The sequence below is a fragment of the Flammeovirga aprica JL-4 genome, assembly GCF_012844305.1.
GTDB classification, from domain to species: domain Bacteria; phylum Bacteroidota; class Bacteroidia; order Cytophagales; family Flammeovirgaceae; genus Flammeovirga; species Flammeovirga aprica.
This window is the reverse complement of sequence record NZ_JABANE010000134.1, coordinates 1-19,180: the sequence shown is the minus strand read 5'-3', so window position 1 is coordinate 19,180 and position 19,180 is coordinate 1. Positions and strand designations below refer to the sequence as shown.

The window sequence follows — 19,180 nt, the reverse complement described above, 5'->3', positions numbered from 1 at the left end:
ACGGATGGTTTCTTCAATTCATGTCACCCAAAAACAGCTTTGTGATTGGGCGACGTAAGTTTATATACCTATTTAATTATTCTCAATCATTACCTCCAAATTATTTAATGCTTCCTCACAGTGTTAGTGAAATTTTTCAATGGTTTTCAAATTTTAGCAATGACTTTTTTCATATTACACCACTTGATTTAAAATACCCTTTCCCTGGAATTGATAACCTAGGTAATAGTAATCAAGTTCAATATTACATCTGTAAATATATTGTTTTGCTTTATATTAGACATTTTTATTTAAACAACTTAAACTTTAATGAGTCTTCTATTTTACCCGAGAATATTATTGAATTAGAACAATGGGATAATAACCTTAAATTCTTTACTAATATTTTAAAACAATTGGAAAGTGAAAAAGAATTAATCACAGCTCTTAACTTGGAGGTCTTTTTTTCAAATGAGAAAAATTTTTTTTTCAATTACTTGCAAAACGAAAAATCTAGAATCAATGAAAAAATTATTAAAACAAAAATTAACTCAAATCTATCTCAAGAAAAAGTTAAACAATTTGAAGAAATGTCTGATCGTATGTTTAATGATTTCTTTAATACATTTTCAATATTCATAAATACAGAAAATGTGGAAAAAAAATTATCAACAAAAATTAATGGCTTTTATGCACTTTATCCGAAATCAGCATTTACTGATAATGATATTCCACAGTTGAACTTTGACTCTACTTTTGGAAGTACTGTCATTCAAAATTCTAAAAAAGAAATTTTTGAAACTTTTGATAGTTTCACCTCAACAAGATATTTATTTAATAAAGACAACTTAAATGAAGCCTTAAATAAATTAAAGGTTGATAAAAACTATATGTTATTAGTATTTGACCCTTCATATCATGTGAATGAAATATTGGAAAACAGTAAGTACTCAGATAATATTATTCTTTTTAAAGGGTATAATTATCACGTCCGAAACACTATTTTTATAACAAAAACAAACTGTTTACCCAATTTTTCATTTAATGAATTAGATACTGAAAAAATAAAAACTTATCAACTTAAAAAAATTAACAACGATTATAATCTATACACATCAATTGTAGACATAAATAAAGATAGTACACAATCTGATAAGGGGGACATTAAAGAAATTTCTCAAGATATTAAAGTCCAAATTTCTATTCAATTTGATTTAGAAATATCATGGAATGACAATACTAAATTTGTTAAGATTGATATCGCATCCGAATTTAAAGAAAAAGGAATTCAAAATGATATTAATGATATTAAATCTCTAAAAAAAGAATATAACTAAAACAAAAGACCCCACAGCCAAAAGCCACGGGGTCAATCAGAATAAATAAGATATGAATGAACAGCGAAGCGTGAAGCCTAATATTTCACACTTGCTGCTTTGAATTTGCCGTCGATTTGTACGCCATGCATTTCTAAGTATTGCAATCTGTACAAGTAGGCAGCGCCGTTGAACAATGCGTGAGCAACGTCTACTGCTTTACGGTTTTCCCAGTTTTCAAGAGGAGTACCTTTTACCCACTCGTTGAATGCACCCATAGCAGGACCACACCAGATTTGGTAATCCAACTCTCTGCCTTTCACACCACGGTTAGCCCATGATGAAGAAAGTCCTAAGTACCAACGGAAGATCAATGCCATCTTACGCTTTGGATTGTTTTCTGATCTTGTGATTTGCTCTGGATCACGCTCTTGGAAAAACTCAATACACATCTTCCAGATGTTCTCTAAAGTATCTTGGAAGACCGTCTTTTCTAACGTAGCACGCTCTTTTTCAGGAATCGCATCGATGCCGTCATAAGCGATGTACGTATCATATAATTTTTGTGCTCTTAAAGCGAACAATGTTCCCTTCTTCAACACTTGTAATTTCACTCCCAACTCAAACATATCTGATGCTGGCGCCATCATGATGTCTGTCATTCCCGCTTGTGCTAACACCTTACGAGAGTGATCTGATGCACCTGACTCTAAACATGCTTGGTTGATTGAACCTGTTACTACAAACGCCGCACCCATAGCAAAAGCCGCTAATACTGATTGAGGCGTTGAGATACCACCTGCAGCACCTACACGTACTTGCTCAGGGTAGTTCAATTCGTCTTGGATTCTGTTTCTTAACAATAGCACTGACGGTAATAAAGATACCAACGGTCTATTGTCTGTATGTCCACCCGAATCCGCTTCAACAGTGATGTCGTCTGCCATTGGCACTGATAATGCCAATGTTGCTTGCTCAGCCGTAATCTGACCTTCTGCTACCAACTTGTCTAAGATCGACTTTGGTGCTGGACGCATGAATTTCTCCGCTACTTCTAAACGAGATACTTTAGCGATGATCTTGTTTTCCATTTGGATCGATCCATCCGCATTTTTGCGTAACCCTGCCGCTCTGAACTTCACTACAAATGGCGTTAAGTCCATAAATGCAGATGCTTCAATCACTTTCACACCACGCTTTAAGAACAACTCACAAGCTTCACGCTCTAAAGCCACCTCGTTGGGTGAGTGAATTAAGTTGAACGCATACGGTCCGTTGGGTAATGCCGCTTGGATTTTGTCGATCGCCTGCTCAATTCTTGAAGGAATTAATCCACCTGCTCCAAATGAACATAACATACCTGCTTTACCCAATGCAATCACTAGGTCTTCCGAAGAAATACCGTTGGCCATTGCACCACCCATATAGTTATATTTCAAACCATACGCCGCTCTGAATGAAGGATCACCCAATGCTTCTGGAGCATAAGCTGGAATATTCGCTAAAAGTTCTGCAGACTGTAAATCCGATGAAGAGGCTGTTCCCATTCCATCTGCTACACCTACTGTACCTTCTTGGTTTCTGATCACAAAAAGCTGTTTGTCTAATTTCTCAAACTGCTGCTTGATCTCCTCCGTTGTATATTTTGCAAAGCTTGAAGCACCAAACCACTTTGATGTGGACTTGGCTGCTGTCTTTAAGCCGTTGTTTTTAATTGTCAATGTATCCATTTTTATGAATTAAGAATTAAGAGTTAAGAATGAAGATTCTTATGGTTCTTAATCATTTACATTCTAATTTTTTAATGTTTCAAGTGTTAAGCGCTAGCGTCACTTGGAACTGTTTATTGGCGAAGTCTCACGACTTCGAATCCTACTTTATGTGCATTTCGAAGTCAGGAGACTTCGCCAATGTGTCATCACAAGTGACGCCTGTCGGCTTAACACTTGCGATATAGGATCATCAACCCATGATTTAAATCATGGGCTGATGATGTGGATTGAATTAACCAATTACTAAAGAAAGGTCAGTTAATTCATAAATCCTTAAGTCGCCTTTCCAAAGGTTCGCATCTACAAGGATTACGACTTTACCGTTTTCCTTTGTTACTTCTTTGATATGGCAATCCAAGTTCATTGTTGGGTCACCTTGAAGGATTTGACCTCTGTATTTCCAAACGGTTTTGTTTGGAGCGTGGTGGTTGAAACCAACGTTCGCTAAACCGTCACCTAAACCTTGTTGTAAAGCCCAAACTTGTACAGCTTGGTGGATTGCTTCTACACCTAATGAACCTGGCATTACAGGATCTTGGTAGAAGTGGCAAGTGAAGAACCAATCATAGTTATGGATGGCACGAGTGGCGTGGATATAACCTTTACCGTACTTACCACCTTCTTTGATGATTGTTGCACTGTCTAACAAGTTCAGTTGGTCTTCTGCCAAGTGTAATCTTGGTGAAGCTGGGTTAGTAGACTTGTACAACTTCATTTTACCGAATAATGAATCCAAGTTGAAAGTGATGGCTTTCGATTGGTCATAGTCTGTTACGTCTTTCCATGCTGGAACTTTCTCACCTGAGTCCAAACCTGCTTGGCTAGAAAGATCGGCTACTGTAAAGAATCCGAATGAAGATGAACCTACGTAGAATACTGTACCGTCTACTGAAAGTTCGAAAGTATAACGTTGTAATACTGTACCTGCAAGGTTGGTATGCGACGTCATCACTACTTTGTTTGTGATCGTCTTTCCTTGAAGGTCAACGTCAACTAACATCTCACCGTCACCGTCAAGGTTACGGAAGAATAAGTCTTTGTCCGGCACTGATAAAGTAGATCCCAAGTAAGCACCTAAGAAACCACATGGCTGTAAGGCAACTTCCATCAATACTGAGTAAGGCATTACTGGAGAAGCATTTTGCTTGAAGTACCATGCATCTACAGGAACATCATATTCAGAGATGATTGTAGGGTTGTTGCTGAAGTCGTGTCTTTCATTGCTGATTGACAATACTCTTGAGATCACTTGAAGATCCGTGTTTGGCTGACGTGATAACGAACGTCCTTCGAATACTTTGTACTCATCACCGAAACACTTATAAACTGGACCTAATGCGAATTGAGTGATGTCACCTTCGTCTAATAACACTGGCTTGTTCACTGGCTTCACATACACACCGTGGTTGGTGTTAGCCAAGTCCTTTTTATATTGAGGGTTGTCTTTTTCTTGTAAACGAAGACCTAAGTTTTCGAAGTATACAGAAGATAAATCGTCATAGATGATTTCTAAATCAGCTACTACGTAAGGTTCAGGTACAAGACCTACTTCCTTCACGTCCATACGGTAGATCAATTTACCGTCTTTTGCATTTACCTCTTTACGACATCTTACTTTTTGAGGGATGTCTAATACCGGTTGGAAACGAGCGTCTTTTGTCAAACGTTGCATACCCATATACAACATTAAGAAACGCAATAACTGTCCACCGCCTTCTGCTTGTAATGAACCGGCTAATACTTCGTCATCTCTAAAGTGACATGGGAAGTACCAATCGTCCGCTTTCAAGTCTTTTTCTGCTTCAATCCAACCAATTCCTGAAGAACCACCTTTAAGGTCTAATTCAGTAATTCTATCTAACATTAAGATATCTTTTGGAGGAAGACGCAATGATTTATTTCTACCTAAAGTATTGTAATCTGAACCAAATACACCTGCCAAATCACCTTGAGTCAATGCTAAAAGCTCCTCTTGGTTAAATGTTGTTTTGTCACAGTGTAAAAGTGGCTCGAAGAATTGTTGCTTACGGTTGTTTCTTTCTTCAATTTCTGAAGGTTTGAAAACGACACCTTGACCTTCTGCTAAGTCTGCTTCGTTGAAGAAACCAGCACAACCGCCACGCATTTTCAATACCATTCTGTCCTCTACGTAGCAATCGTAACGGAAGAAGAATAAAAGGTTGTTACCATTACGTACATAGCTATCGATGCTGATGTCATAACGTAACGTTTGTCCTTCAAAAGGAAGGTCATCCAAGAAAGTCAACGTACAGTCTAATAGACGGTATTTGTACTCTCCTTTGTTTTGGAAGTCAATCCCCAAATATGAAATCAATAATAGGTCACACTGACCTGATTCTACGGCTACAGCCCAAGGAATTTGTCCGTCAGTAGCGAACCATGAGTTGTAAGGAATATCATACTCAGTTGTCAAGCTCGATGGCTTGTACTCATTCGTTTTCGCATTCAATTTTGTTACACGGCTCACCAACAAGTAAGGAGGCATTGGCAACATTACACGACAAGGGTAAGTGTCGATAATTGAGTACTCAGGTCCGAATACATCTGAGATTTTTCCAGTAGCAAAAGTCAATAGATCTTGCTCATTCCAGATTGCATCTTTTTTACTTGCTTTGTAATCTGGTGCATCAAAATCATAAAGTGCCAAGCCATTCTCAGCAATCTTTTGTTTCACCTTATTTTCAATCACATCTAAGGTTGAATTCTTATCCATATCTTTGGTGGTTGTTTGTTCTTCTTTTTCTTCTGATAAAGCAAACATGTCAAACTCCTCTCCTGCTAGTACAGGCTCCGCTGTATTGACTCTGTTTGTTGAATTGATGAAGGCTGCTTTGTTTTCCGCTGTAAATGCGAACTCTTCAAAACGGTTACCTCCTGTATGTAAAGTCTTATAGATTTTCTTTCTTTGAATGCCCTTCGTTGAAGTCTTCGTAATGATGGCTTGTAGATCAAGCTCTACGCCCTGACCTAACAATTGCGCTATCATTCCCATAAAGCTCTTCAATGAATCCGAACCCTTACGGTCCGTTGCAATCGTAGCATGTTCTTTGTCTTTCAAGATCTCACCGATCCATCTCGAAAGTGTAGCATTCGCTCCCACCTCAATAAACAATTCGTGCCCGTCTGCATGCATGCTTCTGATCAACTTCGGAAGGTTCACTTCTTGACAGCAAACTTCTTTACCATTATTTGCAATCACTTCTTCATTAATAACTAAAGGTTTTTGTGTAACACCCGAGTATACTGTTTTTGACAATTTTTTCTGTAATGGAAGGTGGTGCATCGCAATGAATTCTTCCGTTACTCTACGAATAAATGGATGATGTGCACAATTGTTGATCGTCAGTGTCACTGATGTTAGAGCATGCTTCTGCATGATCTTTTCCAAGATGTCATTGTCACCTGAGATGATGATTTCAGAGTCCGTATTGATGAATGTCAAGTACACTCTTTCGTACTTTCCTTCCACTTCAACTCTGAACCAATCTTCTAATGTTGCATAGCCAAGTGTCTCTGCGTTTAAAGTAATCAAACGGCTTCTCCACTTTTCTTTCGCTATTGCGGCATCCATGCTCCATTCTTCACCAAGAATTGTCATTGCTCCACCAACTATTTCAGAGAATACGTTCGTTTCCAAGAATTTCTCATCCACTTGATGACCATCCCAAAGTCCTTGACCATACCATAAGCTTGAAGTTTCGCCCATGCTGTACCCTGCCAACGAATCTGCTTTTACTTTTAAAATATCTTGTAAAAGCACTGTATACGCTGTTGCAAAAGCAACACCGATGGCCATTACAGGAAGAGCATTTGTACCCAAACTTTCTTCTTGCAATTTGATTTCCTCTGCTGTTGGCTTTTTCAGTGTTCTAGGATATAAATATTCTGTAAAGAATGCTCTACTCGGGTGGTTGACAGAATTTTTAATATGATCATAAAGGCTTGGGAACATCTGTAATAATGAAGCTCCAAAACCTTGATAAGCCGCACCAGAACCAGGGTACATCATCGCTACCTTGGCATCCTTACTGATAGGGTTAGGATTGTAGTAACTACCAGTTGGCATTTGCAATGCTTTCTTTCCTTTGTAAGCATCCTTCATGTGGGCTTGGAAAAATGCCACATCACGCATTAATTCTTTTTCACTTTTTGCAACGAAAATAGGCTTAATAGGTGCATTAGGATTAAATGCTTCGCAAAGTTTGTCTGATGTTTCATTGAAACCTAGCGTCTCCACATCTGTTAGAATACCCAACAATTGCTCGTTGATTCCCGCCGGTCTTTCAATGGATAGAGGGAATAAACGTTCTCCTCCTTTGGCTAAATAAGGACTGCGTTCGTCTAACTGTGGATGTGTCCCTTCAGACATTAAAACATGTGCTGAAGATCCATCAGTGGCTAAACCTGAAATCGCCGCTCTTAATGTATCTTTTCCTTCTTCGATGACCCAAGGTGATGAAACCTGAGGAACGTAGAAAGGTGTGTTTTTAAATTTCTCTTCGAATTTAGGACCTGACCACTGAGGGGATGCAGGAATAAATCGATGGTATAAAGCTAAAGCTGAACGGATGATAGAAGCGATACCCGAAGCTGAGAACGTATGACCTACAGTTGCTTTTGCGGAACCTAAGGCACATGTTAGATTCTCTTCTTTTGATTGGTACACTGAAGTCAAACCTTCAATTTCCGCTTTATCTTCAGAAGCAATACCTGATGCTGAAACTTCCAATAATCCGATATCAGAAGCATCCAAACCATTACTTTGTAATAATTCTTCCGCACCTTTAGCGACTGCTTGAGCGTTGATTTCTCCATTCAATGAAGATAGATCTGACTGCACAATTGCCACATCATCAATCTGAGCATACACACGATCATTTTTCGCATCTTCCGCTCTCTTGATTACTATAGCACCTGCACCTTCACCGATGTTCCATCCGTTTGTTTCTGTATTCCAACCAAATGAAATATCACCTGTATTGACTGGGTTCAAGACATGACGGCTTAATACCCCTTCCATACTTCCGGATAAGTCGATCGCACCCACCACAACAGCATCCACTTCACCTAAAGCCAACATATTTCTCGCTACATCCAATGCTTTATACACCGCATTTTCGTTCGATGAAATCGTGAATGAAGGTCCCGTGAAATCCCAAAGTGCTGAAACTCTACTTGAGATGATGTTACCGATAAAACCAGTGTGTTCTGATGGAGAGTGGTCTTCGAACGCTTGGAATACTGAGTTTTTCAAGACATCAGAAAGAGAATCCTTTTTCTTCACGTCCATATCCAAACCAGCCATTTCCAAGGCTTTTTCAACCTGCCAAATCAGGTCCCAACGTCCCATACGGTGGTGGATCTCCAATTCAGATTCCATTGCTGTCAATACCGCAATGTTCGCTCCTTTGCCTTGCAGTTCTTTTAAACCTGCATCATGCAATGCACGGTCTGCCACTGTCAGCATTAAAGTCTGCTGTAACGTTAAACGTTCCGCTTCTTTCGGTTGGATTTTGAAACGAAGAATATCCAAATCAAATTCTTCCAACCACGCTCCTTTCAAGCGTTTAATATCTTCCAACCCAAGACCTTTTTTCAACGTCTCCAACTCTTCCATTCCTTTCCAACGGTTAGCCGGAAGGTCTTTGAAGAATTGCTGTCCTTGATAAAGGGATAAGTAAAAGTCTTCCAAGCTGGCACATCCACCGAAGTGAAGATCCATACCCACAATTGAAAGCGGTTGCTTAGGCGATGTAATTTGTTCTTTTTCTACCTCCACTTTCTCATCGTAAGCCGATAAGATCATGTGGGCGTTGGTACCACCAAAACCGAAAGCGTTGATACCTGCGTGAGGTAACTCTCCTTTTTGTGGCCACTCTTTATTTTCCAACATCATTTGGTCTCTGCCGACCTTTTGATCGTTGGAATGTACAGCTCCGTCAATTTTGATCGTTGCTGGGATAAATTTCTTTTGCATCGCAAGGATCACTTTCAGCATACCCGTCATACCGGCCGCTGTAAGTAAGTGTCCCATATTCGATTTTACAGACCCTAAGAATGGAGGTCTTACTTCTTCTTGTGCAAAGAAATCGCTGATTGAATTAATCTCCGTTGTATCACCTAGAGGCGTACCCGTAGCGTGACATTCCAAGTAATCAATTTCAGCAGGTGTCAAGTTTGTTCCTTTATAGGCTCTCTCAAAAGAAAGTTTTTGTCCTTTAGGGTTTGGACTTAAAAGGAATTTACCTTTTCCATCATTCGATAAACCAACTCCATCAATAACGGCTAAGATCTTGTCACCATCTTTCTGTGCATCACTTAATCGTTTTAAAACGACCATACCCGCCCCTTCTGATGAAGTCAATCCGCCTGAAGTATTATCCAAAGGTGCTGACTTTTCATTCATACGTGCATACGCATGGAAGTAAGAGAAGCCCATGTGAATAAACAATGGATCTGCACCACTTACGGCACCTGCCAACATCATGTCGGCTTTACCCAATTGTAATTCATCAATGGCTAATTTGATGGCATATAAACTAGAGGCACAAGCAGCGTCTAATGAATAGTTGGTCGAAGTCAATCCTACCGCTTGAGCGATCAAGGCAGAAGGTGAATTCGTCAATAATGTTTCGTGAATGTTTGCGTCGTAGTTCGTATTCGCGAAAGGAACTTTTACTTCCTCTCCTGTTAACTCAGTGAATACTTTCCCTGCCATATCTGCATAGATAGGAGAGAATATTTGACGTGATCGACGGGTTGGGAAAGACAAGTTACCCACAATAACACCACAGTTTTTATCCTGCGTGTTTTGCCAGTAACCACTATCTTTTAAGGCTTGTTGTGCTACATATAACGACCATTTGAATTGATCGTCTTGTTTTGCTAGTAAGTTTTTCTGGATTTTATAGTCCGATGGATCAAAGTCGAAGTCACGAACATAACCACCACGAATCGCATAACATTTATCCAGTTTTCCTTTTTCTGTATGATAAAGTCGTAAGGGGTCTTGTCCAAACGTCTTTTCATCAGATAAAGTCACGAGGTCTTTGTTTTCTAGAAGGTTGTTCCAGAATGTATCGAGAGTGGCTGACCCTGGAAAGAGTCCTCCCATACCAATGACCGCAATTTTGTCTTTTTTACTCATTCTATATCTTATTTTCTCCTTTCCCTTTTTATGAGGTAAGAAGTTTAATTGATAGGTTATCCCCGTCAATGTTTCAAGTGTTAAGCGTTAGCGTCACTTGGAACTGATAATTGGCGAAGTCTCCCGACTTCGAACATAATCACCACATTTTTATTCATTTCGAAGTCAGGAGACTTCGCCAATGTGTCATCAAAAGTGACGCCTATCGGCTTAACACTTGCGATATAAAGATCTGGGTAGACACATATAGGTCTACCCCTACATTCAATTTTGGCGTCTAAGATTTTCACCTAGACAAATGATTCAGCTTTTACACTTTATCACTTAGATGACTCAGGTCTAACGAAAGACCTGAATCATTATAATTACTGGCCCAAGCGATTAAACTTGAACCAGATTTTGATTGTGTGTGTGGGCCTTACGACCAAGTTAATTCACGGCTGATAGTCATTGCCGCTCCGTAACTTTTCATATAAACTTTTCCAGTTTCAGCATCGTATGCTGTAATATCTGAAACCATTGAGAAGTCATCTGCTTTTTTCACCTCGATCTTCACATAGAATGGCTTACCGAATGGTAAAGCATCGAAGATCTCAACGTAATCAGTACTTAATGGTAAACTTGCTGCTCCGTGGAAGCGACGTACCCAAACGACTGCTCCTTGGTACATGATATCCATTAGGTAAGGATTCACTTTTTTCACTGGCACTTGACCTTGACGTTCTTCGGTCACACCTTCGTGCTCACATAAGAAAATCATGTTTTTCTCGTCCATTTCAAGGATCGTTTTGATTCCGTTGAAATCAGCACCGTGGAAAAGCGTTCCGTCTGTATATACTGAAGAAGCATCGGCAACCGCTGGTGTATTTGCACTGTTTGGCAATGCTAATACGGGTGCTTCAACTGGTTCAGAAGTTAAAGTGATTTGCGTTTGGTAATGGTTCAGCGGAAGTTTACCTCCATTATCGCTAGAAACGTTTACTGTCAACGTTACAGTCTTTTCTGATTTTGACGTTTCTGTAACCTTAATTGTGTAGTCTTCCGCCTGAGTACCATCAAATACGATTCCTTTGAAAAGCTTTGCGTTGTCTACTCTTTGGATGTTGAAGCCAGGATATAAATCCGTCGCTGTTTGAACCATCCAAGTAGAAGCGTTTACGATGGGCAATACTGCATTACCTTGGATCATATGATGTTGAAGGAAAGGATTTTTCTCTTCGGTCATATTTCTCTTGATCGTAAAGCTTTTCAAGTCACCTGTAATATCTGCTTTCGCAAGTGGTAAAGTACCACCTAAAATCACTTGAGGTTGTGCTTTAAAAGCATCACTTAATTGATCCACCATTGCTACAGGACCTTCATCAGAAGGAACTAGAGAAACACCGTGTGCTTCGAATAATTTCTTTAATTCTCCGCTTACCATACCTGCGTCCCATGCACCCCAGTTAATAGAAGCAATATGTACGTCTGGATGGTTTTTCTTGAATAAGTGTGCTACTCTGTTCAATACCTCGTTGGCAATTGCATAGTCTGTTTGACCAACGTTACCGTAGAATCCGGCTACAGAAGAGAACAATACAACGTGTTGGATGTCGTGGATACTACCAGCGGCTACCGCTGCTAATAAACCAGAGATCTTCACATCATAAACGTTATCGAAGTCTGTTGCTGTTTTGTTTTCTATCAGTTTGTCTGCTAAACGACCTGCACCGTGGATGATTCCTGTAATTGCACCTGTTTTCGCAACGATTGGCGCTACAGCTGCTTTTAATTTTTCAGCATCCGTAACATCTGCCGCAGTGTAGTGTGCTTCCGCTCCAACACTTTGAATATACGCTAAGTTCTCTTGGATTTCTCTTTGAGAAAGTACCGCACCTACCATTCTGTTCACTGTCTTAGGAAGTGGTTTCTCACCGCTTTCCTTCAAGAACATCATGGCATTTCTTTTCAAGATTGGCTCTTCTGCTACACCTTGTGCCCATGTTGGCTCTTCTGTTGTCAATGCCGAACGACCTACTAAGATAAACTTAGACTTGTACGTTTTCGCCATTGCTCTAACACAATCCGCCGTTACACCTTTGGCACCACCTGTTACTAAGAATACGTTTTGAGAAGTGATACTTGAAGTACGCATTGTACCTGCTGTATGTGCTTGCTCAACTGCTGCAAGAGTAAAACGTTTTCCTTCATCGTTGTAAGAAGTTTCAGTAGTAGAAACGTCAGCGTCATTTAATTCCGCTACGATTTTCTTCGCTGCAACTTCCGCCTTCAATTGAGGAGAAAGGTCTACACCTCTACAGAATACGTTTGTCCATTCTAAGTTTAATGATTTCGTTAATCCGAAGTATCCACCTCCGATTACTGAAACATTACCAGGATTCTTCGTTCCGAAAGCACCTTCTAAACGTGTTACCGTCATGAATGAAGCTCTAGTTGATTTAGAGGCATATTCATTTAAAGTAGGTTTTAAGTGCTTCGCCAATAAGTAAGCCGCTTTCAACAATTCTTTTTCTTTGTCGAAGTGCATACCCCATTGACCTAACGGGAATCTAAAGTGAGGATGTACATTAATAAATTGATCAACTCCACCGATTTGAGCTAATGCTGCTTTGATCGCATCATCAGAAATTTCAGCTAGAGCAATCTCCTTTACCTCGTTTGGTAAAGTCACTGCCGATTGACGAACCAATGAAGCTGGCATTGTCAATACAGCTACTTTTCTTCCTTCAGCCAATAATTCTTGTGCTAAAGAAACAGTTAATCCCGAGCCATCATTTGTAATGACTGTCCATGCGTCTGCATTTTTCTCGATCACCAATTGATCTGGCTCGGGAATATATTTCAACTGTACATCGTAGCGTGCTACGCGATCATAGTTTCCTGAAAGGAATGAAGTATGATCTTCTGCAACTGTTGTCTCTGCTACTTCGTTAGTAGACTTTTTTTTTTCCGCGATTGACGAATTAGTATTCGCCTCTACACTGGGGGTGGACGCTCCCGCCTTCGATGAGATGTACTCAGCAATCTGAGCTAACGTTCTCAATTCGGCTAATTCTTGAGGATCTACACCTTGAACTGATGGATTTGCTTCTGTCATCGCACCGAAGATCTCTACACGCTTGATAGAGTCGATACCTAAATCAGCTTCCATGTCCATACCCATTTCTAACATCTCTGCTGGGTAACCTGTCTTCTCAGCGATTACTTCTAAAAGTGATGCTTCGATTTCTGCATTGGTTACGCCACCTTGTGCTGGTGCTGCTGCAGTAGGGGTCGACCTATGTGTCGATCCTTCAGCTGCTGGTGCAGACGTTGCAGGCAACGTGTCTACAGCACCTGCTTTTCCTGAAATGTATTCAGCGATTTGAGCTAATGTTCTTAACTCCGCTAATTCTTGAGGATCTACACCTTGAACTGATGGATTCGCTTCTGTCATCGCACCGAAGATCTCAACACGCTTGATAGAATCAATTCCTAAATCAGCTTCCATGTCCATTCCCATTTCTAACATCTCTGCTGGGTAACCTGTCTTCTCTGCAATTACTTCTAAAAGTGATGCTTCGATTTCTGCGTTAGTTACACCACCTGAAGTTGGTGCCGCTGCTGGAGCTGGTGTTTCTACAACTGGTGCTGCTGCTACTGGAGCCGCCACTGCTGCCGGTGCCGATGTTGCACCTGCTTTTCCTGAAATATATTCAGCAATTTGAGCTAATGTTCTTAACTCTGCTAATTCTTGTGGATCTACTCCTTGAACTGATGGATTAGCCTCTGTCATCGCACCGAAGATCTCAACACGTTTGATTGAGTCGATACCTAAATCAGCTTCCATATCCATACCCATTTCTAACATCTCTGCTGGGTAACCTGTCTTCTCTGCAATTACTTCTAAAAGTGATGCTTCGATTTCTGCGTTAGTTACACCACCTGAAGTTGGTGCCGCTGCTGGAGCTGGTGTTTCTACAACTGGTGCTGCTGCTACTGGAGCCGCAACTGGTGCAGGAGCTGCTGCCGGTGCTGATGTTGCACCTGCTTTTCCTGAAATATATTCAGCAATTTGAGCTAATGTTCTTAACTCCGCTAATTCTTGTGGATCTACTCCTTGAACTGATGGGTTAGCCTCTGTCATCGCACCGAAGATCTCAACACGCTTGATAGAGTCAATTCCTAAATCAGCTTCCATATCCATACCCATTTCTAACATCTCAGAAGGGTAACCTGTCTTCTCTGCAATTACTTCTAAAAGTGATGCTTCGATTTCTGCGTTAGTTACGCCACCTGAAGTTGATGCCGCTGCTGGAGCTGGTGTTTCTACAACTGGTGCTGCTGCTACTGGAGCCGCAACTGGTGCAGGAGCTGCTGCTGGAGCCGATGTTGCACCTGCTTTTCCTGAAATATATTCAGCAATTTGAGCTAATGTTCTTAACTCTGCTAATTCTTGTGGATCTACTCCTTGAACTGATGGATTAGCCTCTGTCATCGCACCGAAGATCTCAACACGCTTGATAGAGTCAATTCCTAAATCAGCTTCCATATCCATACCCATTTCTAACATCTCAGAAGGGTAACCAGTTTTCTCAGCAATTACTTCTAAAAGTGATGCTTCGATTTCTGCATTTGTTACGCCACCTGAAGTTGGAGTTGGAGCTGCTGCTGGAGCTGGTGTTTCTACTACTGGCGCTGCTGCTACTGGAGCCGCCGCTGCCGCTGGAGCAGGAGCTGATGTTGCACCTGCTTTACCTGAAATATATTCAGCAATTTGAGCTAATGTTCTTAACTCCGCTAATTCTTGTGGATCTACTCCTTGAACTGATGGATTAGCCTCTGTCATCGCACCGAAGATTTCAACACGCTTGATAGAGTCAATTCCTAAGTCAGCTTCCATATCCATGCTCATTTCTAACATCTCAGAAGGGTAACCTGTCTTTTCAGCGATTACTGCTAATAAAGATGCTTCGATTTCTGCATTTGATACACTACCTGAAGTTGGTGCAGCTGCTGGAGCTGGTGTTTCAACAACTGGTGCCGCTACTGGAGTAGGTGCAGGAGTTTCAGCAACTGGGGCTGGAGTTGGCACTTCAGCTGGAGCTTGTAACTGCTGAGGAGCAGGAGCTGCATTTGAAGCTAATTGGTTATTTGTTTGCATGTTGAACAACGACGACAACATTTGTTCGATGCGTGTTTGTTGTTCAGTTAGACGCTGGATATCTGCTTGGATTTGATCCAATACTGCCTTCTCTGCCATGGAAGCTGAATTTTGTTTCTGACGAATTTTTTCTTCAATAATTTGAGACATGTCTGTTGTCTCAGCAATCACCGTTTCGATTTCTTCTACTAACGGTGCTTTTTGCGAAAGCACTTTTCCTCCCTTCGCTAATGTGTCTTGGTATCTCTTCTTGAAACCGTCTGTCAAATAGTTTGTACCTGAAATCTGTACATTCATTTTCGACTTCGCACCACCTGCTTGAACTGGTCTTGCGTACGGATCAAAATTTTGGATTTGGATACCCATTACAGCTAATTGGATAGCTGCTTCTCTCAACTGAACGTCTGAGTTTTTCTTAGGATTAGGGTTCAATGCAATCACTTGGTGATCTTGACCTGCTAAGATTTCAGAAGTTAAGTTGGATAGAATATTTTTCGGTCCAAATTCAACGAACACTCTTGCACCTTCTTGGTACATTTTCTCGATTTGTTCTTTGAATTTAACTGGACTTAAAATGTGTCTCTTTAAAGTTTCTTTGATGAACTGAGGTTGTGCTGGGTAAGCAGTACCTAATGTGTTCGAATACAATTTACCTTGAGGAGCAGCAATGTTTGTATTGTCTAATACTGCTGCGAAAGGTTTAGAAGCATGACCAACATAAGGTGTATGGAATGCTGCAGAAACTGGTAGGATAGTCGCTAATAAGCCTGCTGCTTTTAATTCCGTTTTAAGTGCCTCCAATTCGTTCTTCGCACCACCTAAGATCGTTTGCGTACCTGAGTTGATGTTGGCTACCTGTACATTTTGGTATTTACCGATGTAAGGTTGAACAGCTACAACATCTGCTTTAACAGCCATCATAGTACCTGCATCTACACCCGCTTGTGCTGACATTGCTTGTCCTCTTTCTTTCGAAAGTTTGATGAACGTTGCTAAGTCGATTGCACCTGAAGCATATAAAGCTGAAAGCTCACCGTAAGAGTGACCTGCAAAGTAACTTGCTTTGAAGCCTGCGTTTTGTAAAATGTGATACATACTTACCGATAATGCACCAATTGCTGGTTGCGCATTTTCAGTTTGCGTAAGTACCGCTTGTTGTTGTTTACGCTCCTCATCGCTGAATACAGGAATCGGATATACAGTCTCCGTTAAAGGTTTTTTGTTGCTTGCTTCAAATTCACCGTTCACTTTCGCGAATACTTCACGAACTTGAGGGAATGACCAAGCGATTTCGTTACCCATGTTTGTGTATTGAGAACCTTGTCCTGCAAATAAAGCAGCAACATTGTCCTTACCGTTATAAGCGGCACTTCTATACCAAACATTTAAGATTGGGTTTTTCCACTCTGCTGCGTTCGCATCTTTCGATAATGCGACAACAAAAGCTTGAAGTTTTTTCGTAGCCTCTTCAATTGATGAAGCAACGAAACCAACTCTTGGTTGATTTACAGGAACGTTCTCTGCGAATGCTGTAGCGGATACTTCTTTGTAGTAAGCTTTTGCATCTGCACCTGATAAACCGTCAATATGTTTTTGAGCCAACGCCACTAGCGCAGATGATGATACTTCAGAAAGTAACCATTGTCTGTGGATATTGTGAACTCTATTTTTCTCGATTGTTTGCCCTTTGTACTCCTCCATAGAGAAGTGAAGGTTGACACCACCAAAACCGAAAGCTGATACACCTGCTCTCAATGGAGTTTGAGCATCTTTTTGGAACCAAGGTCTAGTTTCAGAGTTTACATAGAATGCTTTCTTCTCAATCTCTAATTTCGGATTCGGCTTCGTGATATTGATTGTACCTGGAAGGATTTTGTGGTGTAAGGCTAAAGCTGCTTTAATCATACCCGCTGCACCTGCTGCTGCTTTTGTATGACCAATTTGAGACTTTACAGAACCTAATGCAATGTGATTTGTTTTCACACCATCGTCACCGAATACCATACCCATTGATACACCTTCTGATGCATCACCTGCGTTAGTACCCGTACCGTGTGCTTCAATCAAACCAACTGTTGATGGATCATAACCTGCTTCCTCGTATGCTCTTCTCATTGCTAAAGCTTGACCTGAAGGACGAGGTGCATAAACTGACTTATAACGACCATCTGAAGAACCACCAATACCATTTACTACAGCATAGATTTTATCTCCATCACGCTCAGCATCTTCTAAACGCTTCATGACCATCATACCCACACCTTCACCGATCAACATACCGTCACCATCTTGGTCAAATGGACGGATGCTACCGTTACGAGAGAATGCTGGAGTTTTTGAGAATGACATGTACATGAATGGTGAGTTGTCTGTATCTACACCACCTGTAATCATCATATCTGCTCTTTTTTCTACCAATTCAGCAACAGCCATTTTGATAGCTGATAATGAAGCTGCACAAGCTGCATCCACTACTGAGTTGATACCACCAAAATCAAAACGGTTAGCGATACGACCAGAAATTACGTTACCCAATAAACCTGGGAATGAGTTTTCTGTCCAAGGCACAAACGCTGCTTTCATCTTCTCGATTGCCACTGCTATTTGCTCTTCTGGCATTCCCATTGACTCTAATGCTCTTCTCCAAACTGGATACTGCAAACGAGCTGTCAAAGGAATGATTAGCTTTTGACCACCGCCAACGCCAAGAATAACACCTGTTCTTTCTCTTAAGTCTGCTTTTAACGCATCTGAACCTGGAGCATATCCTGAATCGATCAATGCATCTTTTGCTACTGCAAGACCCAATAGCTGTGAAGCATCCGTTACTTCTAAGATGTTTGGCGGTAAACCAAACTCCATTGGGTTGAAATCGATTTTTGGAACGAAGCCACCTACTTTACAGTAAGTCTTATCTTCTGCTAATGGATTAGGGTCATAGTAATCATCAATTTTCCAGCGGTCGTCAGGAACTTCCTTGATACAATCCACTCCTTGGATGATATTTTCCCAGTACTTCTCTAGATTCTCAGAGTCTGCAAATACAGAGGCCATACCAACAATGGCAATCGGCGTCTCTTTAAGCAGTTGGTTTGTGTCTGTCATATCTTTTATTCTTTGAATAGTACAATTTACACACAGTACTACCTTAGTTTAATTCTTTGTTCACCTAAAAAATGAAGTTGTTACTTGAATGATGAAAGTTTGTTCAAGCTCGCTTTTGCTCATTTTTCAGCCCGTATAACAATTCGGATCCCGAAATTGTGACAACTTTTCTAAAAAAAAATATACGTTTGCTTTTATTTAATAATGACTACCTATTCATTCATCTATCAAAAAAGTACAAAACAACTCAAAGAAAGACAGCATTACGAAAGTGATTATTCATTCATACCGAAAAACACGAGAAATTATTAAAATCTAAAAAAATGTTATTTTTTATTTAACCTCCGTTTTTAGGTGTTTTTAGGGCTATAATTTGAAATTTAATAGTGATGAAAGCTTTTATCAAGCCAGCATTTTTCAGTAAAAAACGACACGCTTAAACAGGTGTTTATTAATTCTTGTAACACTACTCATACCACAATCACACTTTTTAAAGATTCATTGATAGAAGCAAAAAAAGAGACCTATTTTATAAGCCTCTTCTTTTATTAATTATTTTCGATAATCTTACTTATTCTTATATCTCAGTTTCAAAATCAGAAAAAAATAAGCTACTTTTTTATAGATAAGTATTGAGACATTTTAAAGTATAACTAAAAATGAGCTTTTGAAAATTGAAGAAACAACTGTTTACCAA

Annotated in this window: 4 protein-coding genes; 1 reads left to right on the top strand and 3 read right to left on the bottom strand. The window is 40.3% G+C overall.

Annotation, left to right across the window (positions count from 1 at the left end; genetic code table 11):
• Positions 1-1,316, top strand: a 1,316-nt coding sequence (locus HHU12_RS29355; RefSeq protein WP_205960025.1) for a hypothetical protein, incomplete at its 5' end; no start/stop codon positions are given.
• A 77-nt stretch (positions 1,317-1,393) separates the two neighbouring features.
• On the opposite strand, the gene HHU12_RS29350 is transcribed toward HHU12_RS29355, so the two are convergent.
• The 3 genes from HHU12_RS29350 to HHU12_RS29340 all read right to left on the bottom strand — a co-directional run bounded on the left by HHU12_RS29350 (position 1,394) and on the right by HHU12_RS29340 (position 18,483).
• Positions 1,394-3,025 carry a PfaD family polyunsaturated fatty acid/polyketide biosynthesis protein gene (locus HHU12_RS29350; RefSeq protein ID WP_169660300.1) on the bottom strand — a complete coding sequence of 544 codons (1,632 nt, stop codon included), beginning with the start codon at positions 3,023-3,025 and terminating at the stop codon, positions 1,394-1,396.
• A 274-nt stretch (positions 3,026-3,299) separates the two neighbouring features.
• Positions 3,300-10,235, bottom strand: a complete 6,936-nt coding sequence (locus HHU12_RS29345) for a beta-ketoacyl synthase N-terminal-like domain-containing protein (RefSeq protein WP_169660299.1) — start codon at positions 10,233-10,235, stop codon at positions 3,300-3,302.
• A gap of 418 nt (positions 10,236-10,653) precedes the next feature.
• Entirely contained in the window at positions 10,654-18,483 is a 7,830-nt protein-coding gene (locus HHU12_RS29340; RefSeq protein WP_169660298.1) for a type I polyketide synthase, read from the bottom strand.
• Positions 18,484-19,180 lie beyond the last annotated feature (697 nt).

Bases quoted from the DNA above. Each gene is read 5' to 3' on its own strand.
- HHU12_RS29350 (WP_169660300.1), bottom strand. From the start codon at position 3,025: ATGGATACATTGACAATTAAAAACAACGGCTTAAAGACAGCAGCCAAG.
- HHU12_RS29345 (WP_169660299.1), bottom strand. From the start codon at position 10,235: ATGAGTAAAAAAGACAAAATTGCGGTCATTGGTATGGGAGGACTCTTT.
- HHU12_RS29340 (WP_169660298.1), bottom strand. From the start codon at position 18,483: ATGACAGACACAAACCAACTGCTTAAAGAGACGCCGATTGCCATTGTT.